This window comes from Paracoccus zhouxuedongae (genome assembly GCF_041927815.1).
Classification (GTDB): Bacteria; Pseudomonadota; Alphaproteobacteria; order Rhodobacterales; family Rhodobacteraceae; genus Paracoccus.
This window is the reverse complement of the sequence record NZ_JBHFHM010000003.1, coordinates 244,721-268,561: the sequence shown is the minus strand read 5'-3', so window position 1 is coordinate 268,561 and position 23,841 is coordinate 244,721. Positions and strand designations below refer to the sequence as shown.

22 protein-coding genes are annotated in these 23,841 nt (G+C 68.4%); 6 read left to right on the top strand and 16 right to left on the bottom strand.

What is annotated here, in order from left to right:
- Positions 1 to 100: 100 nt before the first annotated feature.
- Both ACEYYA_RS05940 and ACEYYA_RS05935 read right to left on the bottom strand, forming a co-directional pair.
- On the bottom strand, positions 101 to 925 hold the full coding sequence (locus ACEYYA_RS05940; protein WP_374798584.1) for an ABC transporter ATP-binding protein: 825 nt from the start codon (positions 923 to 925) through the stop codon (positions 101 to 103).
- Positions 922 to 3,081 carry an AMP-binding protein gene (locus tag ACEYYA_RS05935; protein WP_374798582.1) on the bottom strand — a complete coding sequence of 720 codons (2,160 nt, stop codon included), beginning with the start codon at positions 3,079 to 3,081 and terminating at the stop codon, positions 922 to 924. The genes ACEYYA_RS05940 and ACEYYA_RS05935 overlap by 4 nt, the downstream gene beginning before the upstream one ends.
- Positions 3,082 to 3,281: 200 nt before the next feature.
- Here ACEYYA_RS05935 and ACEYYA_RS05930 point away from each other — a divergent pair, with 200 nt between their 5' ends.
- On the top strand, positions 3,282 to 5,213 hold the full coding sequence (locus tag ACEYYA_RS05930) for a PAS-domain containing protein (protein WP_374798580.1): 1,932 nt from the start codon (positions 3,282 to 3,284) through the stop codon (positions 5,211 to 5,213).
- Complete coding sequence (locus ACEYYA_RS05925; protein WP_374798578.1) at positions 5,210 to 5,914, top strand: response regulator transcription factor; 705 nt, start codon at positions 5,210 to 5,212, stop codon at positions 5,912 to 5,914. Before ACEYYA_RS05930 ends, ACEYYA_RS05925 begins: the two co-directional genes overlap by 4 nt.
- 50 nt (positions 5,915 to 5,964) lie before the next feature.
- Here ACEYYA_RS05925 and ACEYYA_RS05920 read toward each other — a convergent pair whose 3' ends face one another.
- Genes ACEYYA_RS05920 through mutL form a run of 3 tightly spaced genes read right to left on the bottom strand, consistent with a single transcriptional unit; the run spans position 5,965 to position 9,411 of the window.
- On the bottom strand, positions 5,965 to 6,336 hold the full coding sequence (locus tag ACEYYA_RS05920; RefSeq protein ID WP_374798576.1) for a DUF3775 domain-containing protein: 372 nt from the start codon (positions 6,334 to 6,336) through the stop codon (positions 5,965 to 5,967).
- A 49-nt stretch (positions 6,337 to 6,385) separates the two neighbouring features.
- Positions 6,386 to 7,573, bottom strand: a complete 1,188-nt coding sequence (locus tag ACEYYA_RS05915; protein ID WP_374798574.1) for a DNA recombination protein RmuC — start codon at positions 7,571 to 7,573, stop codon at positions 6,386 to 6,388.
- Positions 7,570 to 9,411 (bottom strand): DNA mismatch repair endonuclease MutL, encoded by a 1,842-nt coding sequence (gene mutL / locus ACEYYA_RS05910; RefSeq protein ID WP_374798572.1) that lies wholly within the window; start codon positions 9,409 to 9,411, stop codon positions 7,570 to 7,572. The genes ACEYYA_RS05915 and mutL overlap by 4 nt, the downstream gene beginning before the upstream one ends.
- A 174-nt stretch (positions 9,412 to 9,585) precedes the next feature.
- On the opposite strand from mutL, the gene ACEYYA_RS05905 reads away from it, so the two are divergent.
- A complete protein-coding gene (locus ACEYYA_RS05905) occupies positions 9,586 to 10,206 on the top strand; it encodes a TetR/AcrR family transcriptional regulator (protein WP_374798570.1) in 621 nt (206 codons plus the stop codon).
- A gap of 3 nt (positions 10,207 to 10,209) precedes the next feature.
- Here ACEYYA_RS05905 and ACEYYA_RS05900 read toward each other — a convergent pair whose 3' ends face one another.
- Positions 10,210 to 10,956 (bottom strand): NYN domain-containing protein, encoded by a 747-nt coding sequence (locus ACEYYA_RS05900; RefSeq protein WP_374798568.1) that lies wholly within the window; start codon positions 10,954 to 10,956, stop codon positions 10,210 to 10,212.
- 191 nt (positions 10,957 to 11,147) lie between these two features.
- Between ACEYYA_RS05900 and ACEYYA_RS05895 the strand changes: the two genes are divergently transcribed.
- Positions 11,148 to 11,495, top strand: coding sequence for a hypothetical protein (locus ACEYYA_RS05895; protein ID WP_374798566.1), 348 nt, complete (start codon positions 11,148 to 11,150; stop codon positions 11,493 to 11,495).
- 70 nt (positions 11,496 to 11,565) lie between these two features.
- Here the strand turns inward: ACEYYA_RS05895 and ACEYYA_RS05890 are convergent, their stop codons facing one another.
- Positions 11,566 to 11,976, bottom strand: a complete 411-nt coding sequence (locus ACEYYA_RS05890; protein ID WP_374798564.1) for a cytochrome c — start codon at positions 11,974 to 11,976, stop codon at positions 11,566 to 11,568.
- 103 nt (positions 11,977 to 12,079) lie between these two features.
- Between ACEYYA_RS05890 and ACEYYA_RS05885 the strand changes: the two genes are divergently transcribed.
- Positions 12,080 to 12,424, top strand: coding sequence for a DUF2794 domain-containing protein (locus ACEYYA_RS05885; RefSeq protein ID WP_374798562.1), 345 nt, complete (start codon positions 12,080 to 12,082; stop codon positions 12,422 to 12,424).
- On the opposite strand, the gene ACEYYA_RS05880 is transcribed toward ACEYYA_RS05885, so the two are convergent.
- From ACEYYA_RS05880 to ACEYYA_RS05840, 9 genes are all read right to left on the bottom strand, one after another.
- Positions 12,421 to 13,284, bottom strand: coding sequence for a C40 family peptidase (locus tag ACEYYA_RS05880; protein WP_374798560.1), 864 nt, complete (start codon positions 13,282 to 13,284; stop codon positions 12,421 to 12,423). The genes ACEYYA_RS05885 and ACEYYA_RS05880 overlap by 4 nt on opposite strands.
- Entirely contained in the window at positions 13,281 to 14,675 is a 1,395-nt protein-coding gene (locus tag ACEYYA_RS05875) for a leucyl aminopeptidase family protein (protein ID WP_374798558.1), read from the bottom strand. The genes ACEYYA_RS05880 and ACEYYA_RS05875 overlap by 4 nt, the downstream gene beginning before the upstream one ends.
- Positions 14,676 to 14,740: 65 nt before the next feature.
- On the bottom strand, positions 14,741 to 16,108 hold the full coding sequence (locus tag ACEYYA_RS05870; protein ID WP_374798640.1) for a M16 family metallopeptidase: 1,368 nt from the start codon (positions 16,106 to 16,108) through the stop codon (positions 14,741 to 14,743).
- A complete protein-coding gene (locus ACEYYA_RS05865) occupies positions 16,108 to 17,454 on the bottom strand; it encodes a M16 family metallopeptidase (RefSeq protein WP_374798556.1) in 1,347 nt (448 codons plus the stop codon). The genes ACEYYA_RS05870 and ACEYYA_RS05865 overlap by 1 nt, the downstream gene beginning before the upstream one ends.
- Before the next feature lie 98 nt (positions 17,455 to 17,552).
- Positions 17,553 to 18,083 (bottom strand): DUF3035 domain-containing protein, encoded by a 531-nt coding sequence (locus tag ACEYYA_RS05860; RefSeq protein ID WP_374798554.1) that lies wholly within the window; start codon positions 18,081 to 18,083, stop codon positions 17,553 to 17,555.
- Between the two features lie 29 nt (positions 18,084 to 18,112).
- Positions 18,113 to 18,862 carry a signal peptidase II gene (lspA, locus tag ACEYYA_RS05855; RefSeq protein WP_374798552.1) on the bottom strand — a complete coding sequence of 250 codons (750 nt, stop codon included), beginning with the start codon at positions 18,860 to 18,862 and terminating at the stop codon, positions 18,113 to 18,115.
- 1 nt (position 18,863) lies between these two features.
- Positions 18,864 to 20,477, bottom strand: coding sequence for a bifunctional phosphoribosylaminoimidazolecarboxamide formyltransferase/IMP cyclohydrolase (purH, locus tag ACEYYA_RS05850; RefSeq protein ID WP_374798550.1), 1,614 nt, complete (start codon positions 20,475 to 20,477; stop codon positions 18,864 to 18,866).
- Positions 20,478 to 20,494: 17 nt separating this feature from the next.
- On the bottom strand, positions 20,495 to 22,141 hold the full coding sequence (locus ACEYYA_RS05845) for a heparinase II/III family protein (protein ID WP_374798548.1): 1,647 nt from the start codon (positions 22,139 to 22,141) through the stop codon (positions 20,495 to 20,497).
- A gap of 84 nt (positions 22,142 to 22,225) precedes the next feature.
- Positions 22,226 to 22,801, bottom strand: coding sequence for a YqgE/AlgH family protein (locus ACEYYA_RS05840; protein WP_374798546.1), 576 nt, complete (start codon positions 22,799 to 22,801; stop codon positions 22,226 to 22,228).
- A gap of 90 nt (positions 22,802 to 22,891) precedes the next feature.
- On the opposite strand from ACEYYA_RS05840, the gene ACEYYA_RS05835 reads away from it, so the two are divergent.
- On the top strand, positions 22,892 to 23,689 hold the full coding sequence (locus ACEYYA_RS05835; protein ID WP_374798544.1) for a protein-disulfide reductase DsbD domain-containing protein: 798 nt from the start codon (positions 22,892 to 22,894) through the stop codon (positions 23,687 to 23,689).
- Positions 23,690 to 23,841 lie beyond the last annotated feature (152 nt).

Genomic DNA, 23,841 nt, shown 5'->3' with positions numbered 1-23,841 from the left:
CAGGGCCTCCATCCGGGTCGGGGCGGGAACAGTGCACGAACGGTGCACAACCTGTGCACAGGCGGCGCATGGGTTGTGCAGGGCGGTGTCGCGGCGCGGGCTAGTCATGGGCCACCCCCAGATAGGCGGCGATCACCTCGGGGTTGTTGCGCACCTCATCGGGGGTGCCGTCACCGATCTTCTTGCCGTAGTCCATCACGACCACGCGGTCCGACAGGTCCATGACCACGCCCATGTCGTGTTCGATCAGCGCGATGGTGGTGCCGAACTCGTCGTTCACATCCAGGATAAAGCGGGACATGTCCTCTTTTTCCTCGACGTTCATGCCGGCCATCGGCTCGTCCAGCATCAACAGCTTGGGTTCGGCAGCCAGCGCGCGGGCCAGTTCCACCCGCTTTTTCAGGCCATAGGGAAGGCGCCCCACCGGCGTCTTGCGGATGTTCTGGATTTCCAGAAAGTCGATGATCTTCTCGACCTTTTCGCGGTGTTCGTTTTCCTCGCGCTCGGCGGCGCCCCACCAGATCGCCTGGCTGAGCAGCCCCGATTTCATCATCGTCAGGCGGCCAGTCATGATGTTGTCCAGCACCGTCATGCCGTCGAACAGCGCGATGTTCTGGAACGTGCGCGCCAGCCCCAGCCGCGCCACCTGATAGGGGCGCATCGGCGGGCGCTTTTCGCCACGAAACCAGACCTCGCCCTCTTGCGGGACATAAAAGCCGGACATGACGTTCATCATCGACGACTTGCCGGCGCCGTTCGGGCCGATGATCGCGCGGATCTCGCCCTCGCGGATGTCGAAGCTGATATCCTTGATCGCCACCACACCGCCAAAGCGCAGGGTGATGTTCTTCATCTCCATCAGCACGCCGCCAATCTGGCGACCGTCCGCTGTAACGTAACCTTCGGAAGTTGCTTGCGTCTTCATGCCGCCACCTTGCCTTTCACCGGCACCACGGCGGCATCTTCCAGCCGCAGCGTGGCCTTGATCTTGCCCTTGCGGCCGTCCTCATAGGTGACTTCCGTTTCGGTATAGATGCTGTCCTTCCCGTCATAGAGCGCGGCAATCAGATCGGCGAACTTGTCGGCGATGATGTTGCGGCGCACCTTGCGGGTGCGGGTCATTTCGCCGTCATCGGCATCCAGTTCCTTGTGCAGGATCAGGAAGCGGTGGATCTGGCAGCCCGACAGCATCGGGTCTTGCGCGACCGACCGGTTCACCTCCTCCACATGGGCCTTGATCATCTCATAGACCTTGGGATGACCGGCCAGTTCCTGATAGCTGGCATAGGCGATGTTGTTGCGTTCTGCCCAGTTGCCGACCGCCGTCAGGTCGATGTTGATGAAGGCGGTGCAGCGGTCGCGGCCGGCACCGAACACCACGGCCTCAAGGATGTTGGGATAGAACTTCAGCTTGTTTTCAACATATTTCGGCGCGAAAAGGCTGCCGTCGGCCATCTTGCCCACGTCCTTGGCGCGGTCGATGATGCGCAGATGGCCGGTGCCGGGTTCAAAGAAGCCCGCATCGCCGGTCGCCACCCAGCCCTCGGGGTCTTTGGTCGAGGCGGTGCTTTCCGGGTTCTTGTAGTATTCGACAAAGGTGCCGGGGCTGCGATACAGAACCTCGCCGTTTTCGGCGATCTTCACCTCAACCCCGGGGCTGGGCACGCCCACCGTGTCGGAGCGAACCTGCCCGTTCGGCTGCTGGGTGATGAAAACCGACGCCTCGGTCTGGCCGTACAGCTGTTTCAGGTTGATGCCCAGGCTGCGGTAGAACTCGAAGATCTCGGGGCCGATCGCCTCACCCGCCGTATAGGCCACGCGGATGCGCGACAGGCCCAGCGTGTTCTTCAGCGGCGCGAACATCATCACATCGCCGGTGCGATAGTCGAAATAGTCGCGCAAAGGCTGGGGATAGAGGTTCAGCAGCGGCCCGCGCGCGTTGAAATGGGCGCGGGTGTCGACCGGGTGGCGCAGCTTGGTCAGGGTCAGGCGAACGGCGTTTTCCAGCATCGTCTCGGCCGCGAAGCCGATCCCCATGGCATAGCGCCACGCCCACCGCAGGCGGCGGCGAAGGGTCGGCTTGGACCGCTGCACGCGATAGCGCGGCATCCCGTATTCTTCCCCGGTGGTCTTGGCGAAGTTCATGAAATGCTTGAACATCCCATGCTTCAGATCGCCCGCATCCTCCATCCGGATCATCACGCTGGTCAGCATCTGTTCAAAGATGCGCGGCGGCGCAAAGAAATAGGTCGGGCCGATTTCGCGCAGGTCGGTCATCATCGTATGCGCGCCTTCGGGGCAGTTGACCGTAAAGCCGACATACATCGCCTGACCCAGCGAAAAGATGAAATCGCCGACCCAGGCCATCGGCAGATAGGCCAGCACGTCCTCATCCGGACCAAGATTGTCGAACGCGGCCGAGTTCTTGGCCGTCTCGATGATGTTGCGGTTCGACAGAACCACGCCCTTGGGCTTGCCAGTGGTGCCGCTGGTATACAGCATCACACATGTGCTGTCGTAAGTCAGTTCCGCGATCCGGGCATCCAGTTCGCCGCCCAGTCGCTGATGGGCCGCGCGGCCCTCGGCCTGCACGTCGGCCAGGGCGTTCATGCGGGAATGGTCGTATTTCCGCATCCCGCGCTTGTCGGTATAGATGACCTGTTCGGCCTTCTGGATCTTGGCCTCGGCCTCGATCACCTTGTCGACCTGTTCCTGATCGCCGCAGATGATGAAGCGCGCGCCGCAGTGATCCAGCACATAGGCCATCTCGTCTGCGGCGGCATCCTGATAGAGCGGCACCGGCACCGCGCCGCACATCTGCGCGGCGACCATGGCCCAGTAATGCGCCGGCCGGTTGCGCCCGATCACCGCGACATGATCGCCCCGGTTCAGCCCCAAAGCCAGCATCCCCAGGGCAAGCGCGCGGATTTCCTCGGCGGCCTCGGCCCAGGTCCAGGATTGCCATATCCCGAACTCTTTTTCCCGATAGGCCGTGCGATCGCCGAAACGGTCGACATTGCGCGCCAAAAGCGCCGGAATCGAGCTTTGCGCGGGATCCCCCGCCACCGGCTGTGTCGTCATGTAACCTCCCCGCGGCCCTGCGGACCCCTGATCCGAACGGGCGATTCCTCGCGCGCCCATTGCGGCATGTCCGAACCCTTGCCGTCAAAGGTTTCCTCAATTTGTCGTGAATGTTACGAAACCTTTCACGCCAACACCGGGGGCGCAAACAGCCTTTCGCCGCACCGCGACGGGTGTTAGCCAAGGATCGGGGGGAAGACATGGACGACCAGCTGATCCTGTCGGGGCTGAACCTGATCCAGCAGGCCCTGTCGATCTTTGACAGCGATCTGCGGCTGCGGGTCTGCAACCGCCCCTATCGCCAATTGTTCGACCTGCCCGACCGGCTGGTGCGGCCCGGCGCCAGCTTTCAGGATACAGTGCGCTATCTGGCCGAGCGTGGCGAATACGGCGGCCAGGACGATCTGGAGGCCGCAGTCCAGCTTCGCGTCGATCAGGCCCGCGCCTTTCAGCCGCATTATCTGGAACGTCAGCGCCCCGATGGCCGCTGGATCTCGGTCGAGGGCGCGCCGCTGGCCCAAGGCGGCTGGGTCGCCGTCTATACCGACATCACCGACATCAAACGCCAGGAAGCCCTGCTGCGGGCGCGGTCGGCGGAATTGTCGGGCCAGCTTCTGACCCGCGCCGAGGAGCTGGCCGAGGCCAACCGCGCTTTGGCCGCGCTGAACGCCAGCCTGACCGAGGCGCAGCAGACCCTGACCGAGACCGAGGCGCGCACCCGGCTGGTCACCCAGATGGTGCCCGCCCATATCGCGCATATGGATCGGGCCTATCGCTATACCTTTTCCAACCGGCGGCTGAATGCGGTGATGCCAGGTTCCAGCGCCGATGTGGTCGGGATGACCGGCGAACAGGCACTGGGCCGCGCCACCTTCGACCGCATCCGCCCCCAGATCGACCAGGCCCTTGCCGGGCGATCTTCGGTGTTCGAGATCAGCCACGACCCGTCCGGGCGGCGCATCCGCATCGCGCTGACCCCCGATCCGGGGCCGGATGGCGCGGCGCCGGTGGGCGTGTTCGTGCTGTCGACCGATGTGACGGCGGAAACCCAGGCGCGCGCGGCCCTCGCGCAGGCGGCGCGGCGGCAGATCGGGGCGCAGCTGACCTCGGGTCTGGCGCATGATTTCGCCAATCTTCTGACCGTGATCCTGGGGCTTCAGGGGCGGCTGGCGCGGGTGCAGGGCCTGCCGCCCGAGGCCGCCGACCTGGCCGCCGCCACCCTGTCCGCCGCGCGGCGCGGCGGCACCCTGCTGGACCGCATCGCTACCATCACCGGCAAGCGCGAGATCACCCCCCAGCCCGTCGATCTGTCGGTCCTGCTTGAGGATCTGGCGGCGATGGCGCGGCCCACTTTGGGCGATGGCATCCGGCTGTCGGTCACGACGCTGGCCCTGCCCGGCCCGCTGCTGCTGGATCCCGGCGCGTTGCAGGACAGCCTGCTGAACCTGCTGCTGAACGCCCGCGACGCGATCCGGGGTGCGACCGGCGAGGCCTCGGGGCGCATCGGCATCGTCGCCGCACCGATCCGCGACACCTGGATCGAGATCATCGTGACCGACAGCGGCCCCGGCTTTTCCGACGAAGCCCTGGACCGGGGGATGGAGCCGTTCTTCACCACCAAGGGCGGCGGCGGTTCCGGCCTTGGGCTGTCGATGGTCTATGACCAGACCGTGCTGGCGGGCGGCACCGTGCGGCTGGGCAACAGCCCCGATGGCGGGGGCGAGGTGCGGCTGCGCCTGCCGCTGCGCCCCGCGCCGCATCTGGACGCCGCGCCGCCGACCATGGTGCTGCTGATCGACGACCATCCCGACATCCGCGCCGCCGTGCGCGACCAGTTGCGCGACCTGGGCCATTCGGTGATCGAGGCCGCCTCGGTCGCCGAGGCGCGGCAACTGGCCGACCTGCCGGGGCTGGGCATGATTCTGTCCGACATCACCCTGCCCGGCGGCGAAACCGGCGCCGACCTGATGCGCGATCTGGCCGCGCGCGATCATCCCGTGCCGCGCCTGTTGATGACCGCGCTGCCCGAAGCCCATCCCGACCGACAGGCCGCGCCCTGCCCGATCCTGTCCAAACCCGTCAGCGCCGCCGATCTGGCCGCCGCGCTGTCCGCGATCAAGGCCCAGCCATGACCCAAGCCCATATCGCCATTCTGGATGACGAAGCCGAGATCCGCAGGATGCTGTCGGATGCCCTGGAGGAGGCGGGCTTCCGCACCACCTGCTACGCCCGCGCGACCGAGTTCGAGGCCGCCTTGCGCCGCATGACCCCCGATGTCTGCCTGGTCGATCTGGGCCTGCCCGACCGCGACGGGCTGGCCCTGGTGCATCGGCTGGCGCTGGAATCGGGATCGACGATCATCATCATCTCGGGCCGGGCGCAGGTGCAGGATCGGGTCACCGGGCTGGAACTGGGCGCCGACGATTACATCATCAAGCCCTTCGACCCCGCCGAGGTCGTCGCCCGCATCCGCGCCCGCCTGCGCCGCCCCGCGCCCGGTGCCGCAAGCGCCCGCGCGACCGCGCGTTTCGCGGGCTGGACGGCGCATTTCGACCGCTACACCCTGACCGACGCCGAGGGCCGCGTGACGCCCTTTTCCCATGCCGAGGGCGAGGTGCTGCGGTTATTTCTGGACAGCCCGAACCGGCTGATCTCACGCGCGCAGATGCAGGAAATGCTGGGCGGGGCGGCGGGGGAAAGCTTCGACCGGGCGATGGATGTGCGGATTTCGCGGCTGCGCACCAAGCTGGGCGAAGATCCGAAAAACCCGCGCCTGATCAAGACGATCTACGGCGCGGGCTATATTTTCCTGGGGGATGTCGTCTGGTCCTGAGGCCGCGCCCTTGGCTGGCTGCGGATGCGTATTTGGACAAGAAAGAAGGGCTAACGGCGCAGGATGTCGGCCTCGGCCTCCTCAGAGGACAGACCAAGCGCCTCCATCCCTTCCTCAAGGTAATCGGCCAGATTGGGCACGCCCATCAGGTAGTCCTCGGTCGGCGTCGTCGCCTCGGCCCGCGCGGTGGCGATCGCCTCGGGCAGTTCCTCGGGCGAAAAGGTCTGGCGGCCGATCCACATGACGGCGACCAGGCTGGCCTGTTCATCCTCGTTCAGACCGGCGATGAAGTCGCGCAGTTCGGATTCGGTGCCGGTCTGGCCACGGCGGCTTCCCTGATGTTCCCAGGCATTGACGCCGCTGTCGAACTCTCGCGCGCGGATGATGACGTAGCCGATCTTGTCAGGGCTGATGGGCAGCATGGTGATCTCCTTCGCCCGCATCATCGCGCCGGGGCGGGGCGAGGGCAAGCTATTCCGCCCTGCCGCCCCCCGATTTCGACGCCGCCAGCAGCGCGCCACCCGGATCGGCGGGCGGATCGGCGGCCAGTTCCTCGAAATCGACGTTATCCAGACGGCGGGCGCGTTTGCCGGCCTTGTCGGCGGAAATCTTGATCTCGTCGATGTCGCGGGCGGCCTGGGTGAAATGCCGGTCCAGATTGCCCACCCGATCCACAAGCCGCGTCACATCCGCGCCAAGCGCCGCCAGCTCCTTGCGGATCGCCCCGGCCTGCGCCCGCATCCGGGCATCCTTCAGAATGGCGCGCATCGTGTGCAGCGTGGCCATGCAGGTGGTGGGCGACACGATCCAGACGCGCGCCGCAAAGCCGTCACGCACCAGTTCGGGGAAGTTGGCGTGCAATTCGGCATAGACCGCCTCGGAGGGCAGGAACATCAGCGCGCCATCCGCCGTCTCGCCCTCGATGATGTATTTCTCGGCAATCGCCTTGATATGACCGCGCACCGAAATCCGCATCATCCGCTGCGCCTCGATCAGCTCGGCCTGATTGGTCGCGGCGCGCAGCTTTTCATAGGCCTCAAGCGGGAACTTGGCGTCCACGACGATCGGCCCTGGCGGGTTCGGCAGGTGAATCAGGCAATCGGCGCGCTTGCCGTTCGACAAGGTGGCCTGCCAGGCATAGGCATCGGGCGGCAGCGCCTTGGCCACGATGTCGCGCAACTGGATCTCGCCGAAGGCGCCGCGGGTCTGCTTGTTCGACAGGATGTCTTGCAGGCCCAACACCTCGCCCGACAGTTTTTCGATCTTGGCTTGCGCGCGGTCGATCATTTCCAGCCGCTGTTGCAGATCGCCCAGGCTGCGCGCGGTGCGGGTGGCGCTGCCGTGCAGGTTTTCGGCCATGCCGGTGGCGACCTCGGCCAGACGCTGTTCCATCAGCGCCAGCACGCGGGCCTGCGATGCCGCATGGGCTTCGCTGACGTGATGCAGCCCCCCGGCCAGTTGTTGCTGGCCATCCGACAGGCCCTGAACCCGCGCGCCCAGGGCGCCGACCTGATCGTAAAGGGGCGCGGCCATGCGCGCCGACCGGCCCGCCGCGCGCAGGGTCAGGATCAGCAGCACCAGCACCAGCAGCACCAGCCCGGCCACGGCCAGCACCACGGGATCGCCCGGATCAATGACGCGGTTGCCAATCTGCATCACGCCCGCCCGAACAGCCGTTCGACATCGGCCAGCCGCAATTCCACATAGGTCGGGCGGCCGTGGTTACACTGGCCCGACAGCGGCGTCGCCTCCATCTCGCGCAGAAGGGCGTTCATCTCCTCGGGGCGCATCTGCCGCCCGGCGCGGATCGAGCCATGGCAGGACATGCGCGACAGCACCGCGTCGAGCCGCGCCGTCAGCGTCAGGCTGTCGCCCTGATCGGCCAGTTCATCCAGAATGTCGGCGATCAGCGCGGCGGCATTGACCTGCCCCAGCAGGGCCGGGGTTTCCCGCACCGCCACCGCGCCGCCGCCAAAGGGTTCGATGGTCAGCCCCAACCGGTGCAGATCGGGCGCGACCTCCAGCAGGCGGGCGGCGTCGGCTTCGGACAGGCTGACGATCTCGGGGATCAGCAGCGCCTGCGCGGCCACGCCCTTGGCCGCCATCTGCGCCTTCAGCCGCTCATAGACCAGTCGTTCATGGGCAGCGTGCTGATCGACGATGACGATACCGGTTGCGGTCTGCGCGATGATATAGGTGTCATGCACCTGCGCGCGGGCGGCCCCCAAAGGGTGATCCGTCACCTCTGCGGTCGGTGCATCGGCGCGCATGGCCGGGGGCAGGTCAAAGCCGGTCGCGGCCTCGGCCATGCCCGATTCTGGCGCCTGCGCGCGGGTCGCCGCGTAAAGCGCGCCCTGCGACGGGCGGTCCATCTGATAGACGCGCGGCGGCAGCGGGGCTTCGGGCCGCATCGCGCCCAGCGTCGCACTGGCCACGGTCGAGGAGGCGCGATGCCCCTGCATCGCCAGCCCGTGCCGCAGCGCGCTGACCATCAGGCCGCGCGCCAGCCCCGGATCGCGGAACCGCACCTCGGCCTTGGCGGGATGCACGTTCACGTCGACAAGCTGGGGGTCGCAGGTGATGAACAGCGCCGCCGCCGGATGGCGGTCGCGCGCCAGCACATCCATATATCCCGCCCGCAGCGCGCCGATCAGCAGCTTGTCACGCACCGGGCGATTGTTCACGAACAGATGCTGCGCCACCGCCGCGCCGCGCGAATAGGTGGGCAGGCTGGCGTAGCCGGTCAGTCGCAACCCGTCGCGTTCGGCGTCGATCACCAGCGCATTCTCGATGAAGTCGCGGCCCATGATCCGGCCCAGCCGCGCAGCCAAAGCCGAAAACAGATCGCCCTGTTCAGCGTCTAATCGCAGCAGTTCACGCGGGGTGCCACCGGTGGCGTCGGTCAGCGTAAAGCTGACGCCGGGTTCGGCCATCGCCAGGCGGCGGACCACATCGGCGATGGCCTGCGCCTCGGCGCGGTCGGATCGCAGGAACTTCAGCCGGGCCGGAGTGGCGTGGAACAGGTCGCGCAGTTCCACCACCGTGCCAGCGGTCAGCGCCGCCGGGCGGGGCGCGCCGATGCGCCCGCCATCGACGGTCAGGCTGGCGGCCTCATGCCCCTGGGCGCGGCTGGTCAGCGACAGGCGCCCCACGGCGCCAAGGCTGGGCAGCGCCTCGCCGCGAAAGCCGAAGGTGGTGATGTTCAGCAGGTCCGAGCCGTCGATCTTCGACGTGGCATGACGTGACAGCGCCAGCGGCAGGTCATCCGCCGTCATCCCGCAGCCGTCATCGGCCACCCGGATCAGCGTCTTGCCGCCATCGGCATAGGTCACGTCGATGCGCCGCGCACCCGCATCCAACGCATTTTCAACAAGTTCCTTGACCGCCGAGGCCGGGCGTTCGACCACCTCGCCCGCCGCGATGCGGTTGGCCGCAGCCTCATCCAATTGGCGGATGACGGGGCGGGGCGGGCTGATCTTGTGGTCCATGGCGTTCATCCCACAAGTCTTAGCAAGATCCGCGCCGACCCGCAAAGATTCGTCGCCCCTCTGACGCAGCCTGCAGTTGCAACCGCGCCCCAAAAGGTTGAGTCACACTGAACCGCATCGTATGAAACCTTCAATTGCACGCTTTTTTCGACAGACCTATTTTATTCCCAACATGGAGGGAAAATGTCCTTTCCCAAAGTCGTTAAGGGTCGCAAGTTTCAGCAAGTGCTGGAAGGCGCGCGGAAAGTCTTTTTGCGCGACGGGTTCGACGGGGCCAGCGTGGATGATATCGCACGCGAGGCCAGCGTGTCCAAGGCCACGCTGTATAGCTATTTCCCCGAAAAGCGGCTGATGCTGATCGAGGTCGCGCGGGCCGAGTTCGAGCAACTGGCCAATTCCGCGCATGAGGATGTCGACCTGACGCTGCCGACGCCCGACCTGCTGCGCGCCGTCGCCTATCTGGTCGCCACCAATATCGCGTCCGATTTCAGCATCCAGGTGTTCCGCCTGGCGGTGGCGGAATCGCCGCGTTTTCCGGCCATCGGGCATGAATATCTGCGCGCCGGGCCGGGGCTGCTGAATGACCGGCTGTCGATGCTGATGACCCTGCTTGTGCAGCGCGGCGATCTGGCGATCGACGATCTAGATCTTGCCGTTGAGCAGTTCATGGAGCTGTGCTCGGTCAAGCTGCACGATCTGGCGCAGTTCGGGCAGCGCGACCAGGTGACGCCGCAGATGATCGACCGCGTGGTCGATGGCGCCGTGCGGCTGTTCCTGGCGGGTTACGGCGCCGCCCGCGCCTGAACCTCAGGCAAGGTCGCGCGCCAGCCACAGATTGCCGGGGCCTTGCTTCATCTCGAATCGCGCGGTCTTGCGGATCAGATCCGACAGCTTGGCCGCGCCATAACTGCGCACGTCGAAATCCGGGTTCTTCTGGGTGATGAACTGGCCGATCTCGCCCAGCGAATACCATTCGCCTTCGGGGTCGATGGCGCGCATCGCCGCGACGATCAACGGAATCGCGCTGACCGGCGACTGCTTTTCGGTCGCCGCCGGGACTGCCTCGGCGGTGCGCGCGGGACCGGTCGCGGGCAGCGGCGTGGCGGGGTCGGCCTGGCCCAGGTTTTCGACATAGATGAATCGCTTGCAGGCCATGCGGAAGGCCTCGGGGGTCTTCTTCTCACCGATGCCGTAGACATCCAGCCCCTGTTCGCGGATCCGCGCCGCCAGCCGGGTGAAATCGCTGTCGGAACTGACCAGCACAAAGCCGTCGAACAGCCCCGAATGCAGGAAATCCATCGCCGCGATGACCAGGCCGATGTCGCTGGCATTCTTGCCTTTGGTATTGGAAAACTGCTGATCAGCCACCAGCCCCAGCATCGCCACGCGCTCGGCCCAGCGGTTCAGCCGGGTGGCCGACCAGTCGCCATAGATGCGCCGCACAGAGGCCTCGCCCAGGCTCGCGATCTCGTCAAAGATCGCGTCGGCGTAATGGGCGGGCACGTTATCGGCGTCGATCAGCACGCACAGGCGCGGGGCGCGGGTGTCGGACATGTCACATTCCTGTCAGTCTGCTGCGGGCAGTTGCGGCCTTGCGCGCGGGGCATGTTAACAAACGCGCCGCGCCGGGTTAGGAACGGGGGATCAACCGCCCGCAGCGCCCGATACTGGGCGAAGTGGCGGCCTGATGCAACCAACAGGCCGATGCAACCAACAGGCCAATGCAATCAACAGGATTGACCGCCATGACCCGTCTTGCCTTTCTTGCCCCGGTCGCGCTGATCGCGCTGACCGCCTGCGCCCCCGCCCCTGCGCCCACCACCGTGGTCGTTGCCGACCCCGCCGCCGGTGCCGCGCCGGTCGTACCCGTCACCCAGATCGCCGGGGTTCAGGAACGCGCCCCCGACCTGTGCAAGGGCAGCTCTTATGTCGGCTCGCTGGGCCAGCCGGGCAGCGTGATCCCCGGCCTGGGAATCACCCGCGAATATCGCGTCGTGCAGTGGCGCGGGATCGAACCGCAGGACTACAACCCCGCCCGCATCGTGTTCCGCCTGGATGCGGCCGGCAACATCTACAACATTGATTGCGGCTGATTGACCGATCAATCAACGCCTGAAGATGACGCCGGGGCCTGCTGCGCCCCGGCGTTTTTCGTGGCAAGGGTCAGTTCTTGTAGCGTTGATGGCAGGCTGTGCAGGTCGCCTGGATGGCCTTTGATCCTGCCGTCACACCCGCGGCGCTGTCGGGGTCAAGCGCCTGGGCGGCCTTGAACAGGGCATCCGACTGGGCGGTGAAATCGGCGTAGTTGTCCCAGATCGCGGGCTTGGCCTTGCCGCCGAGGGCGTTCGCCTCGAACTCTTGCGGGATGGTGATGGCAAGGGCGGCAAGGGCGGCGGCGGCCTCGCGCGCGGCGCGGGGGTCGTGGGCGCTGCGGCCCGCGGCCATGTCGTCCAGCACCTTGGCGCGGGCCTCGATCTTGTCCATCGTGGCGATGCGCTGATCGACACCGGCAGCCGCAAAGGCCGCCCCGGCAGCCAGAACCGCCGCCACACCCATCAGTCCAGCCTTGCGCATGACGCCCCCACTGCCGTGATCCTGCCGCGAATATAGGCGCAAGCGGCCCTTTGGCCAACACCCGCCCCTTGATCGGCGCGCCGGGGGGTGTCACGCTTGCGTCATGTCCAGCCTGCCGCCCATCCCCTTTCCGACCCCCGGCGCCGACGATCGCGTGGCCTTTGACCGGGCCGAGCTGTCGGCGATCCTGTCAGTCTATGGCCGCATGGTCGCCGCAGGGGAATGGCGTGATTACGCCATGGCCTTTCTGCGCGACGTGGCGGTGTTTTCCGTCTTCCGCCGCGCCGCCGAACATCCGCTGTATCGGATCGAGAAGCGCCCCCGCCTGCGCGCCCGGCAGGGGGCCTATGCGGTGATCGGCATGGATGGCCGGGTGCTGAAGCGCGGCCATGACCTGCGCCAGGTTCTGCGGGTCTTCGACAAGGCGCTGATCCGCCCGGTAGACTAGCCGCCCAGGCTGTCGTCGCGGCGGCGGATCGTCACCTCACCCTCGCCGCCCGCGCGGATGCGGGTGATGGCGTCGGCCAGACCCTCATGCGTCACGGCCATGCGGTGCGCGTTGGCGTGGATGATGCGGTCGGGGCCGGTGACGATGGCCACATGGCCGCGCCAGAACACCAGATCGCCGCGCCGCAGACGGGCGCTGTCGGGCAGGGGCTGGCCCAGCCCACGGGCCTGCATGTCGCTGTCGCCCGGCGCGGCGCGGCCCGCGACCTGCCAGCACAGTTGCACCAGACCCGAGCAATCAATCCCGGCGCGGCTGTTGCCGCCCCACAGATAGGGCGTGCCGATCAGCGTTTCCGCCAGGGCGACGGGATCGGCAGGCGGGGCCTCCAGCGGCGCCACATGGCTTTCGGGGATGAACAGCCCGTCCTGGCTGCGCAGGAACCGCCCCTCGGCGCCGTCGATGGCCAGCCGCACCCCCATCGAGACGCCCGCCACCTCGTGCGATTTCAGATCGGCGCGGGAATAAAGGTGACTGGCAGGCACGATCACCCGATGCGTCGCCGCCTGCGCCGGGCCAAGCGCGTTGCTGCGGACATAGCCGCAATAGCCGTCATCGCCCGCGACGACAAAGGCCCAGCCCTGCCGCCGTTCCAGCACCGTGACCGAGGCCCCCATCAGCATCTGCCGATCCCGCGCCCCATCCGGCGCGGCGCACAGATCGACGACCGGTAGAACGATCCGCGCCGGACTGCCACGGGTGTAACGCGGCGCGTCGACCAGCCCCTTCAGGCTGGCATGGGCGACGCGATCATTGGCCGGGGTCAGGCGGCGATCCGGGCGCGGTTGGGCGGTGTCAGTCATCCCAGAATCTCCGATCCCAGCAATTCGGGCAGCGCGGCCAGGATCGCGCGCGCGCCCTGCTGCACCGCGCCCTTGGGCCGCGCGGGCGCGGCGGCAGGCTGCCAGCCATAGATGTCCAGATGCGCGAACCGCGGCGTCGCGGTGACGAATCGGCGCAGGAACAGCGCGGCGGTGATCGACCCTGCCATGCCGCCGCCCGGCGCATTGTCCAGATCGGCGATGCCGGGTTCGATCATCCCCTCATACGGGGTCCAGAAGGGCATCCGCCACAGCGGGTCGGCGGCGGGACGGCTGGCCTCGGCCAGGGCCTGCGCCACGCCATCGTCATCGGTGTAAAACGGCGGCAAATCCGGGCCAAGCGCCACCCGCGCGGCGCCGGTCAGCGTGGCCATGCAGACCAGAAGGTCGGGCGGCGTCTCATCCGCCAGGGCAAGCGCGTCGGCCAGCACCAGCCGCCCCTCGGCATCGGTATTGTTCACCTCGACCGTCAGGCCCTTGCGGCTGGCCAGCACATCCTGCGGGCGGAAGGCATCGCCCGCCACGGCGTTTTCCACCGCCGGGATCAGCACCCGCAGCCGCAGCCGCAGCCGCAGCGCCATGATCGCCTGTGCAAGGCCCAGCACGGTCGCGGCCCCGCCCATGTCCTTTTTCATCAGTCCCATGCTGGAGACCGGCTTGATGTCCAGCCCACCGGTGTCGAAGCACACGCCCTTGCCGACCAGCACAAGGCTCGGCCCATCGCTGCCCCAGCTCAGGTCGATCAGACGCGGCGCGCGCGGGCTGGCGCGGCCGACGGCGTGGATCAGCGGAAAGCCCTCGCGCAGCGCATCGCCGGTGGTGACGGTCACATCGGCGCCGAAGCGACTGGCCAGATCGCGGGCCGCGGCCTCAAGCTCATCCGGGCCCATGTCATTGGCGGGGGTGTTGATCAGATCGCGGGTCAGCGCCTCGGATTGCGCCAGAATGGCGATCTGTGCGGCATCGACGCCCTTCGGCGCGACCAGACGGGCGCGGGGCGGGGCGGGCGCGGGCTTGTAGCGGTCAAAGCGATAGCCGGCCAGCAGCCAGCCAAGCGCGGTTTCCTCGATCCGGGTGCTGTCGGGATGGGCGGCGATGCGCCAGTCACCGGCGGGCAGGGCATCGGCGGCGCGCGACAAGGCAAAGCGCTCGCGGGCGCGACGGGCGGCCTTGCCCGCGCCACAAAGCGCCGCGCCAAGGCCGCCATCGGCGGCAGGCAACAGACACAGCTGCCCCGCCGCCCCGGTAAAGCCGCAAGCTGCCGCCCAATCCCGTTGCGCCGGGGACAAGGCTTCGGGCAGGGCCGCGCCATCCTCGACATAGAACAGATCGCGGGCGGCGCCCGTGTCCGGAGCGAAATCAAGCTGGGCCATGGCTTACCTTTCCTGTTGGCGCCACCCTATCGCGCGGGCCTGTCGGCGCAAGCCCGCGCCGGGTGCTATTCGGCCGCGCAGGGCGGCAGCGGCACCGCGCCCGACGCTTGCGCCGGGCAGGTCGCATCCGCGGGCGAGGCCTGAAGCCCGCTCGGCCGCCCGGCGATCACGATGCGCAGATCGCCTGGCCGCACCCGTTCCGACGCCACCCGCGCCACATCCGCCGCTGTCACGGCGTTTACCAGATCGTTGCGCCGGTCGATGTAATCGGCGGGCAGGCCGACAAGCTGCATCCCGGACAGCAGCCCGGCAATCGTGCCATTGCCGTCAAAGCGCAACGGATAGGCGCCGGTCAGATAGGTCTTGGCCGCGGAAAGCTCATCCTCGGTCACGCCGCCTTCCGCCATCCGCGCCCATTCAGACCGCAGCAGCGCCACCGCCTCGGCGGTCTTGTCGTTGGCGGATGCAAAGCCACCCACCCAACTGTCGCCAAAGGGACGGCTGACCAGATGCGCGGCCACGCCATAGGTCAGGCCGCGCTTGTCGCGCAACTCATCCATCAGCCGCGCTGAAAAGCCGGACCCCGACAGCACCTGCTGGGCGATCATCAGCGGGAAATAATCGGGATCGTCCAGCGCCATGCCGGGCTGGCCAAAGGTGACCACCGATTGCGGGCTGTCCCAGTCGATCACGGTCAGATCGTCGCCACTGGCCATCGCCACGCGCGGCGGCATCGGGGCACCGGTGGCGGGCAGTCCGGCCAGCAGGCTGTCGATCATCGCGCCCGCGTCCTGCGCGTCGATGTCGCCGACCAGCGTGACGATCGCATGATCGCGGGCAATCACCCGATCCTTGGCGGCGCGCAGATCGTCGCGGGTCAGGGCCGTCACGCTGTCCTCGGTGCCCATGGTCGAGGTGCCATAGGGGTGATCGCCCCAGGCCTGCCGCGCGAAAGCCAGCGATGCCAAGGTGTTGGGGTCTTTCTGCCCGGCCCGGATCGACTGGATGACCTGCGCGCGCACCCGCGCCACGGCATCCTCATCAAAGCGCGGTTCGCTCAGCGCCTCGGCCAGCAGCGCGGTCGACGCGGCGCGACGGTCGGTCAGCATCTGCGCCGAGACCGACAGCACGTCATCGCCCGCGCTAAAGGACATGCGCGCGCCCTCGGCCTCGACCGCCGCGACAAAGGCCTCCGCGTCACGATCGCCCGCGCCTTCCTCAAGCAGGGCAGTCATCAGGTTGATCGCGCCGCGTTTGCCGGGCGCGTCCAGACTGGCGCCGCCCCGGAAATCCAGTTGCAGCGCGACAAAGGGCAGGCTGTGGTCGGTCACCAGCCAATAATCCTGCCCCTTGGGCGAGGTCAGCACCTGGATATCCACCGCCATCGCACGCAAGGGCAGCAGAATCAGCACAAGGATCGACAGCAGCCGCATCACGATTCACCCCCTGCCGGCAGCAGCCAGCCATTCACGGATTTCGCCGGGTCCAGCACAGCGCGGGCGGCGGCCATCACATCCTCGGCGGTGACGGCGGCCAGGGCATCGGGCCAGGCCTGCACATCGGCCACGCCAAGGCCGGTGGTCAGCGCCGCGCCATATTCCTGCGCCTGCGCCATGGCGCTGTCGCGCTTGTAGATCTCGGCTGCGCGCACCTGGGTGCGGATGCGGTCAAGCTGCGCGGGGTCAACGCCGTCTTTCAGAAACTGCGCCAGGGCGGCATCCATCGCCGCCTCGGCCTCATCGGGGTCGGCACCGGGCAGCGGCACCAAAGCCAAATCGAAGCTGCCGTAATCCAGCGCGTCGCCATCATACCACGCACCGACTTGCAGCGCCTTGGGGGCATCGCCCAGCGTCAGCGACCGGCCCAGAACCGAGGTCTGCGCCGACCCGCCCAGCACCTCGGCCAGCACGGTCAGCGCGGCGGCCTGACGCTGATCGCCGGGGCGGCGATGGTCGGCCAGATAGGACCGGCGCAGGATCGGCTGCGACACGCGCGGGTCGGCCATTTCCAGACGGCGCTGCGCCAGTTGCGGCGGCTCGGCCACGCGCTGACGCGGGGCCAGCCCCTCGGTCGGGGCCAGCGGGCCATAATGCTTTTCGGCCAAGGCCTTGACCTGATCGGGCGTCACATCGCCCGCCACCACCAGCACCGCATTATTGGGCGCGTAGAATCGCTGATACCAGGCCAGGGCATCCTCGCGCGTCAGCGCCCGCATCTCATCCGGCCAGCCGATCACCGGTGCGCCATAGGGATGGTTCAGATATTGCGCGGCACGCAACTGTTCACCAAACAGCGCGCCGGGGTCGCTGTCGGTGCGCTCGGCCCGTTCCTCGATGATCACCTGAAGCTCGGTCGCCCAGTCGTCTTCGGACAGTTTCAGGCCGCGCATCCGGTCGGCCTCCATCCCCATCACCAGATCCAGCCGGTCAGAGGCGATGCGCTGGAAATAGGCGGTGTAATCCTGGCTGGTGAAGGCGTTGTCGGACCCGCCATTCGCTTCGACCACTTTCGACAGCTCACCGGGCGCCAGATGCTCGGTGCCCTTGAACATCAGATGTTCCAGAAAATGCGCCACGCCGGTCTTGCCGCGCGCCTCGTCGGCAGCACCGGCGCGATACCAGACCATCTGCACGACGACCGGGGCGCGGTGATCCTCGATCACCACGGCCTCAAGCCCGTTGTCCAGACGAAAGGTGCTGACGCCGGGCGCTGCGGTTTCCGCCAGAACCGGCTGCGCCAAGGCCAGCATCACAGGCAAGATCAAGCCACGCATCATCAACCCCTTTTCCGGCCCGTTCCATCGGCGGCCAAGCTAGGGCCAGCTACGGGCCGCCGCAACCGGGCCGACCGCCCGGTGCCGGGGATGTGAGGGGTGCGTCAGTCCAGCGGGGCGGGGGGCGCAGAGGGCGTGCGCGCCCCGGCCCGACGCCAGCGTTCCAGTTCCTGATAGGCGTTCAGCGCATAGGGCCGATAGGCCTTGTCATAGACATTCACGCTGAAGGCGCGCTCCAGCAGGCGGCCATCGTTGCGGCGGCGATAGTCCAGATCCTCGGCTGCCAGTTGGCTGCGGATCTGCGCATTGCCGCCAAAGCGACCGGCATGGGCGATCAGCGCGCCGTCACCGGCATTGATGCCGCCGCGCGCCAAGGCGGCGGGGTTGCCGCCCAGGGCGGCCACGGCATCTTCCATCGGGGTCGGATCGACCAGATTGCGCCCGCCCGGCGTCGGCGCGGGCAGTGCGGCAAGATCGGGCGGCATTTGCAGGGGCTTGGTCGGCAGCACGCCGAACTCATCAGGCGAATCGCTGCCGGCACCGGCATGCATCAGGATCGGCGCATCGCCGCTGCTGCCGCATCCTGCCAGCACCAAGGCCAGCCCCATCATCATCCCTGCCGACAGACCGCGCATGAATGCCCCCTTCGCCGTTCGCGCCCGGTTTAGCGCAAAGTCGGACCGGCGTCACGGGGCTTTGACGGGGCCGGTCGCGCGGCCCGCAAGGACGGCTCGACCCGCGTGGCGGGGGCCGCCGGTTTGGGCTTGGCGGCGCGGGCTTGCGTCGGGCGCGGATCGGCGCGCAGCACCTTTTTCGCGGTATCCTTCGGGGCGTCCTTCGGCGCATCCTTGGGCGGGGCCTCGGGGGCCGGTGCCGGGCGCAAGACCGGTTCGGGCTTGGTGGCGGCCGTCCTGGGGGCGGGCTTGCGCCGCACCGGCGGCTCATCCCGGCCGCGACCGCTGCCACCCGGCATCAGGATCAGCCCGATCGCCCCGGCGAAAATCGCGATGTCGGCCACGTTGAACGAATAGGGATTGGTCCAGTTCGGCAGCGACATGTTCAGGAAATCGGCCACCGCGCCATAGGCAAGCCGGTCGACGATATTGCCCAAAGCGCCGCCGACCAGCATTCCGCCCGCAATCGGCGCGATTCGGCTGGCGCTGCGCTGCACCCAGGCGATGACCCAGATGCAGATGACCAGGCCGATGCCGATCAGCAGCCAGCGGGTCAGCTCGGTCGAGCTGGCCATCAGCCCGAAGTTCATCCCCTGATTCCACGCCATGCGCAGGTTGACCCAAGGCGGCAGCAGGTCGATGGACCGCACCCGGTCCAGGTTCAGCACATGCAGAACCCAGTATTTCGTGATCTGATCCAGAACGAAGATCAGGGTGGCGGTGATTCCAAGGCTGCGCATGTCAGTGCCGGAAGTGACGCTGGCCGGTAAAGACCATGGCAAGGCCCAGCCGGTTCGCGGCCTCGATCACCTCGGCGTCGCGCATCGAGCCGCCGGGCTGGATGACGGCCTTCGCGCCCGCCGCCGCCAGGGCTTCGATCCCGTCGGCAAAGGGGAAAAAGGCGTCCGATGCCACCGCCGCGCCCTCGGTCAGGGGGGCGGGCAGGCCCAGATCCTCGGCCATGTCCTCGGATTTGCGGCGGCCGATGCGGGTGCTGTCCACGCGGCTCATCTGGCCCGCGCCGATGCCGACGGTGGCCAGGCCCTTGGCATAGACGATGGCGTTGGATTTCACATGCTTGGCGACGGTCCAGGCGAACATCAGGTCCGCCAGTTCCGCGTCCGAGGGCTGGCGTTCAGTCACTACCTTCAGGTCGGTGCGGGCAACATGGCCGTTGTCGCGACCCTGCACCAGGAACCCGCCCGCGACCTGACGGAAGGTCAGCCCACCGGCCCGTGCGTCCGGCAGCCCGCCGGTGGTCAGCAGCCGCAGGTTCTTTTTCGCGGCAAAGATCGCACGCGCCTCGTCGCTGGCGTCCGGAGCGATCACGACCTCGGTGAAGATCTCGGTGATGGCGCGGGCGGTGTCGGCATCCAGCGGCTGATTCAGCGCGATGATGCCGCCAAAGGCACTGGTGCGGTCACAGTCAAAGGCGCGGGCATAGGCCTCGACCGCAGTTGCCCCGCGCGCCACGCCGCAGGGGTTGGCGTGCTTGATGATCGCGCAGGCCGGGCCATCCGCCGGGTCGAACTCGGCCACCAGTTCAAAGGCGGCATCGGTGTCGTTGATGTTGTTGTAGGACAGTTCCTTGCCCTGCCACTGCCGCGCGGTGGCGACGCCGGGGCGGCCCGATCCATCGGTATAGAATGCCGCCGCCTGATGCGGGTTTTCGCCATAGCGCAGGGGCTGCGCCAGCGTCCCTGCAAAGGCGCGGCGGCGGGGGGTGTCGTCGCCGATCGCGCCCGCCATCCAGGTGCTGACCGCCGCATCATAGGCCGCCGTGCGCGCATAGGCGGTCTGCGCCAGCCGCTTGCGGAAGCCATAGGTGGTCTGCCCTGCATTCGCATCCAGTTCCGCCAGCAGCGTGTCATAATCGGCGACATCGGTGACGACGCAGACATGGGCGTGGTTCTTGGCCGCCGCGCGGATCATCGCCGGGCCGCCGATGTCGATGTTTTCCACCGCCAGGCCGTAGTCCGCGCCCTTGGCCACGGTGTCCTCGAACGGGTAAAGATTGACGACCAGCAGGTCGATGGCGGGGATGCCATGCGCGGCCATATCGGCCAGATGGCGTGCGTCACCTCGGTCGGCCAGCAGCCCGCCATGCACCATCGGGTGCAGGGTCTTGACGCGACCGTCCATCATTTCGGGAAAGCCGGTCACATCGGCCACATCGCGCACCGGCAGGCCCGCCTCGCGCAGCGCCGCCGCCGTGCCGCCGGTGGACAGCAGATCAACCCCGCGCGCGGCAAGTGCCTGCGCAAAGGGCACCAGCCCGGCCTTGTCCGACACCGACAACAGCGCGCGTTTCAGCGGCGCAAGTTCGGGGGCGGGGGTGGCGATGTGGGAAACCATGCTGTCCTCCTTGGCGGCTATGCGCGCGGGGTAACGCCGGATCGCGCCAAGGTCCAGCCAATCCGGCAATCGCCGCCCGCGACGGGGGCGCGCAGAACGATCTGAAGGCCGGGTTCGGGGGCGTCCGCCCCACCCTCCAGCGCAGCGCCGGGTTCCAGGGTCAGGCGCGCGCTGCCGTCATGCGTCAGGCGCCACAACTCATCCGGCAGCGCCCCGTCCTCGGTCGCGGGCAGGCGGATCGTGGCGCCCAAGCCATCGACATCGGCGGCGGCCTGAACGCCGGGCGGCAGGTGAAACCGCAGCTCGGCGACCGCCCCGTCCTGGGGCGTCTGGCCGGGCAGCGGTGCGAAGCCATCCGCCCCGTCCAGCCGCGTGCCATCATCCGAAAGCGTCAGGCTGCGCACCACTGCAAGGCCGTGGCTGGCGCCATAGCCGTCATGGCCCGCCACCGCCGCGTGATCGCCGCTGGTGGGGTCGGGCTGGTCCAGCCAGACCCGCGCCGGGCGTTCGATCAGCGCCCCGCCCGCCGCCGCCGCGCGGGATGAGGCGAGGCCCGCGATGCCCGGCGCCGAATGCATTGCCGTGGCGCGCACCGCGCGACCCCAGGCGGGGCCGAAGCGCGCCCCCTCACCCCCGGTCACGATCAGCATCCGGCCGCCCGACGACATTTCAAACCCCAGGGTGCTGGCCTGACCCTCGGGTGCGGTGTCGGGCGGGGCGGCGGCATCCATCACCAGGACGCTGCGCCCGGCGGCCAGCCGCACAAAGCCCATCGGCTGCGCCGAGGCCGGGCCGCGCAGGCCCGAATCGGCCAAGGCGTGATCCAGCCTGCCGCGCGCCCCGCGCACGCCGCCGTGAAAGCGCGCCAGCCGACCGTCGGCCAGCCGCAGCCCCCGCAGCACCGGCGCGGTGCGCGACAGCGCGTCAAGATGCGCGGGACCGGCCACGTGACCGGCCATCGACAGCGCATCCGCCGTCCAGACCAGCAGTTCAAAGGCCGCCAGCAGATCGCCGGGGCTGCGGCTGGCGATGCCGCCGGTCGCGTCGATCAGATGGGGGATATTCGCCTGAAACGCGGCGCTTGCGTCACCCAGAAGATCGCCCGCGCCCTGAATCAGCACCGCCCCGCAGATCAGCGCCGCAAGGGCCTGCGCGCGCGGCAGACCCGGCGCGGCGCGGTCGGCGCGGCTGGCCAGATCGCGCAACTGACGGTCCAGCGCGGCGGCAAAGCGGCGCTGATCGTCCTTGCGTCGGTGCTGGGTCAGAAAGCCCGCATGGTGCAGCCACCGCAGCAGCCGCTGGCCCGTCACGGCGGGGTCGCGGGCGATGTCACCGATGGGCCAGCCGTCACCCTGATCCCGGTCGATCCAGGCGAACACCGCCGCCTGCGCCGCCTGCCGCGCGCCGATGCCGCCGACCGCCGCCAGATCGTCCAGCCAGACCATCGCCTGCGCCTCGGCCCGGGCAGAGGGCGACAGCGGCAGATCCCACAGCCGGGGTCCGGCGGGGCTGCGGTCGATGCGTTGACCGCCCAGCATCCAGATGCCCGCGGCCATGCGCAGGCCGGCGGCGGCGCTGCCGGGGCTGCGCGGCGCGGGCTCATGCGCAAAGCCCGGCGGGATGCGCCCAGAGGGTCGGGTTGGCGGGATCGTCGGATCGGTCATATCGGGCGTAACGGGTCGGGATGTGATGGCCCCGGCACCTTAGGCAAAGGCGCGGGGCAAGTCACGCCCCCCGCCGCGGCCCCTTCAGGCGCGCCCCGCGTCCGACGACAGGGCGAGGGGATCAATCCCCTGCGCGCGCAGGCTGGCCGACCAGACCCGGCCCGGCTGCGGGGCAAAGATCAGGTCGGGATCGGCGGGGCCGGTCAGCCAGCCGTTGCGCGCGATTTCCGATTCCAGTTGCCCCGCGCCCCAACCGGCATAGCCAAGCGCCAGCATCACGCGGTCCGGCCCGCCGCCCTGCGCCAGATCGGCCAGAATGTCGCGGCTGGTGGTGATCGCCAGCCCCGGTCCGGCGGCCATCACCGGGCTGCCGGGGTCCGCCGCCAACCCTTCGGGATCGTCATGCAGCACAAAGCCGCGCTGCGTATCGACCGGCCCGCCGTAATGCACCGCCAGCCGCCGGGTGGCGGGGCCGGTTTCGATCTGAAGCTGCTTCAGCAGCGGCAGAAAGCCCAGGTCGGGGATCGGCTTGTTCACGATCAGACCCATCGCGCCCTTGGCGCCATGCGCGGCGATCAGCACCACCGCATGTTCGAATCGCGCATCGCCCATGCCCGGCATGGCGATCAGTATCTGTCCGGTCAGATCCATCGGTTCCATGCGCCCAAGATGCGCCCGCGCCGAGGCTTGCGCAAGCCGGTGGCGCGTTTGTGACTTTCGCCGCGCGCCGGGTCAGCCTAAGCACGGGCCATGATGCGCCCTGCCCTCATTGCCGCCCTTGCCCTGTTGCCGCTGCCCGCCCTGGCCGCGGACCTGCCCCCCGGCGTCACCGACGCCCGCCTGACCCAAGGCTGGGTCGAGGCCGACGGCAGCCGCCGCGCCGCGCTGATCGTCGAGTTGATGCCGCGCTGGAAAACCTATTGGCGCGAACCCGGCGAGGCGGGCGTGCCGCCGCTGCTGGACTGGTCAGCCTCGGACAATCTGGCGCCGGTGCGCATCGACTGGCCTGCGCCGCAGGTGTTCGACAGCGCCGGTGTGGTGACGCTGGGCTATCACGACCGGATGGTGCTGCCGCTGCGCATCGCCCCCGCCACGCCGGGTGAGCCGATCGCGGCGCGGCTGCATGTCGATCTGGGCGTGTGTGAAGATATCTGCGTGCCGGTCTCGCTGGATCTGGCGGCCGACTGGGCGGCGGCAGGCACGCCGCCCGACCCCGGCCCCGATGCCGAACTGATCCGCGCCGCATTGGCCGCCGTGCCGCAGCCTGCCGCCCCGCCCACCGCCTGCACGGTCGAGCCGATCCGCGACGGAATGCGCGTCACCGCGCGCTTTGCCGCCGCCCCGGCGGGGACCGAGGCCGCCGCCGTCGAAACCGACCAGAAGGGGATCTGGGTGTCGCCCGCCATCGTGACGCAGGATGGGCAGGGCATCAGCCTGCGCGCCGATCTGGTCCCGCCCGAGGGCAAGCCCTTTGATGCCGATCTGACGGCGCTGCGCTTTACCCTGCTGGGGGCCGACAGCGCGACCGAATCGCCCGGCTGCCCCTAGGGGAATGTGGGGGCGGAACCGGGCGAACCCCTTACCCGCCACCCGCCGCGGCAATACGGACCCTGTATCCGGCGCGGGCTGCGGCAACCTGATCGACATGACGTCCGGCTCCTCAGGCTTGAACGGGCCCGGGCAGGGTTTCCGTCGCCGAA

Excerpts from the sequence above, each read along its gene's own strand:
- ACEYYA_RS05935 (WP_374798582.1), bottom strand. The coding sequence starts at position 3,081 with ATGACGACACAGCCGGTGGCGGGGGATCCCGCGCAAAGCTCGATTCCG.
- ACEYYA_RS05895 (WP_374798566.1), top strand. The coding sequence starts at position 11,148 with ATGACCCGTCTTGCCTTTCTTGCCCCGGTCGCGCTGATCGCGCTGACC.
- ACEYYA_RS05930 (WP_374798580.1), top strand. The coding sequence starts at position 3,282 with ATGGACGACCAGCTGATCCTGTCGGGGCTGAACCTGATCCAGCAGGCC.
- ACEYYA_RS05900 (WP_374798568.1), bottom strand. The coding sequence starts at position 10,956 with ATGTCCGACACCCGCGCCCCGCGCCTGTGCGTGCTGATCGACGCCGAT.
- ACEYYA_RS05875 (WP_374798558.1), bottom strand. The coding sequence starts at position 14,675 with ATGGCCCAGCTTGATTTCGCTCCGGACACGGGCGCCGCCCGCGATCTG.
- ACEYYA_RS05840 (WP_374798546.1), bottom strand. The coding sequence starts at position 22,801 with ATGGAACCGATGGATCTGACCGGACAGATACTGATCGCCATGCCGGGC.
- ACEYYA_RS05925 (WP_374798578.1), top strand. The coding sequence starts at position 5,210 with ATGACCCAAGCCCATATCGCCATTCTGGATGACGAAGCCGAGATCCGC.
- ACEYYA_RS05905 (WP_374798570.1), top strand. The coding sequence starts at position 9,586 with ATGTCCTTTCCCAAAGTCGTTAAGGGTCGCAAGTTTCAGCAAGTGCTG.
- ACEYYA_RS05940 (WP_374798584.1), bottom strand. The coding sequence starts at position 925 with ATGAAGACGCAAGCAACTTCCGAAGGTTACGTTACAGCGGACGGTCGC.
- ACEYYA_RS05835 (WP_374798544.1), top strand. The coding sequence starts at position 22,892 with ATGATGCGCCCTGCCCTCATTGCCGCCCTTGCCCTGTTGCCGCTGCCC.
- ACEYYA_RS05860 (WP_374798554.1), bottom strand. The coding sequence starts at position 18,083 with ATGCGCGGTCTGTCGGCAGGGATGATGATGGGGCTGGCCTTGGTGCTG.
- ACEYYA_RS05845 (WP_374798548.1), bottom strand. The coding sequence starts at position 22,141 with ATGACCGATCCGACGATCCCGCCAACCCGACCCTCTGGGCGCATCCCG.
- ACEYYA_RS05920 (WP_374798576.1), bottom strand. The coding sequence starts at position 6,336 with ATGCTGCCCATCAGCCCTGACAAGATCGGCTACGTCATCATCCGCGCG.
- ACEYYA_RS05870 (WP_374798640.1), bottom strand. The coding sequence starts at position 16,108 with ATGCGGCTGCTGTCGATCCTTGTGCTGATTCTGCTGCCCTTGCGTGCG.
- ACEYYA_RS05885 (WP_374798562.1), top strand. The coding sequence starts at position 12,080 with ATGTCCAGCCTGCCGCCCATCCCCTTTCCGACCCCCGGCGCCGACGAT.
- ACEYYA_RS05880 (WP_374798560.1), bottom strand. The coding sequence starts at position 13,284 with ATGACTGACACCGCCCAACCGCGCCCGGATCGCCGCCTGACCCCGGCC.
- mutL (WP_374798572.1), bottom strand. The coding sequence starts at position 9,411 with ATGAACGCCATGGACCACAAGATCAGCCCGCCCCGCCCCGTCATCCGC.
- lspA (WP_374798552.1), bottom strand. The coding sequence starts at position 18,862 with ATGCGCAGCCTTGGAATCACCGCCACCCTGATCTTCGTTCTGGATCAG.
- purH (WP_374798550.1), bottom strand. The coding sequence starts at position 20,477 with ATGGTTTCCCACATCGCCACCCCCGCCCCCGAACTTGCGCCGCTGAAA.
- ACEYYA_RS05890 (WP_374798564.1), bottom strand. The coding sequence starts at position 11,976 with ATGCGCAAGGCTGGACTGATGGGTGTGGCGGCGGTTCTGGCTGCCGGG.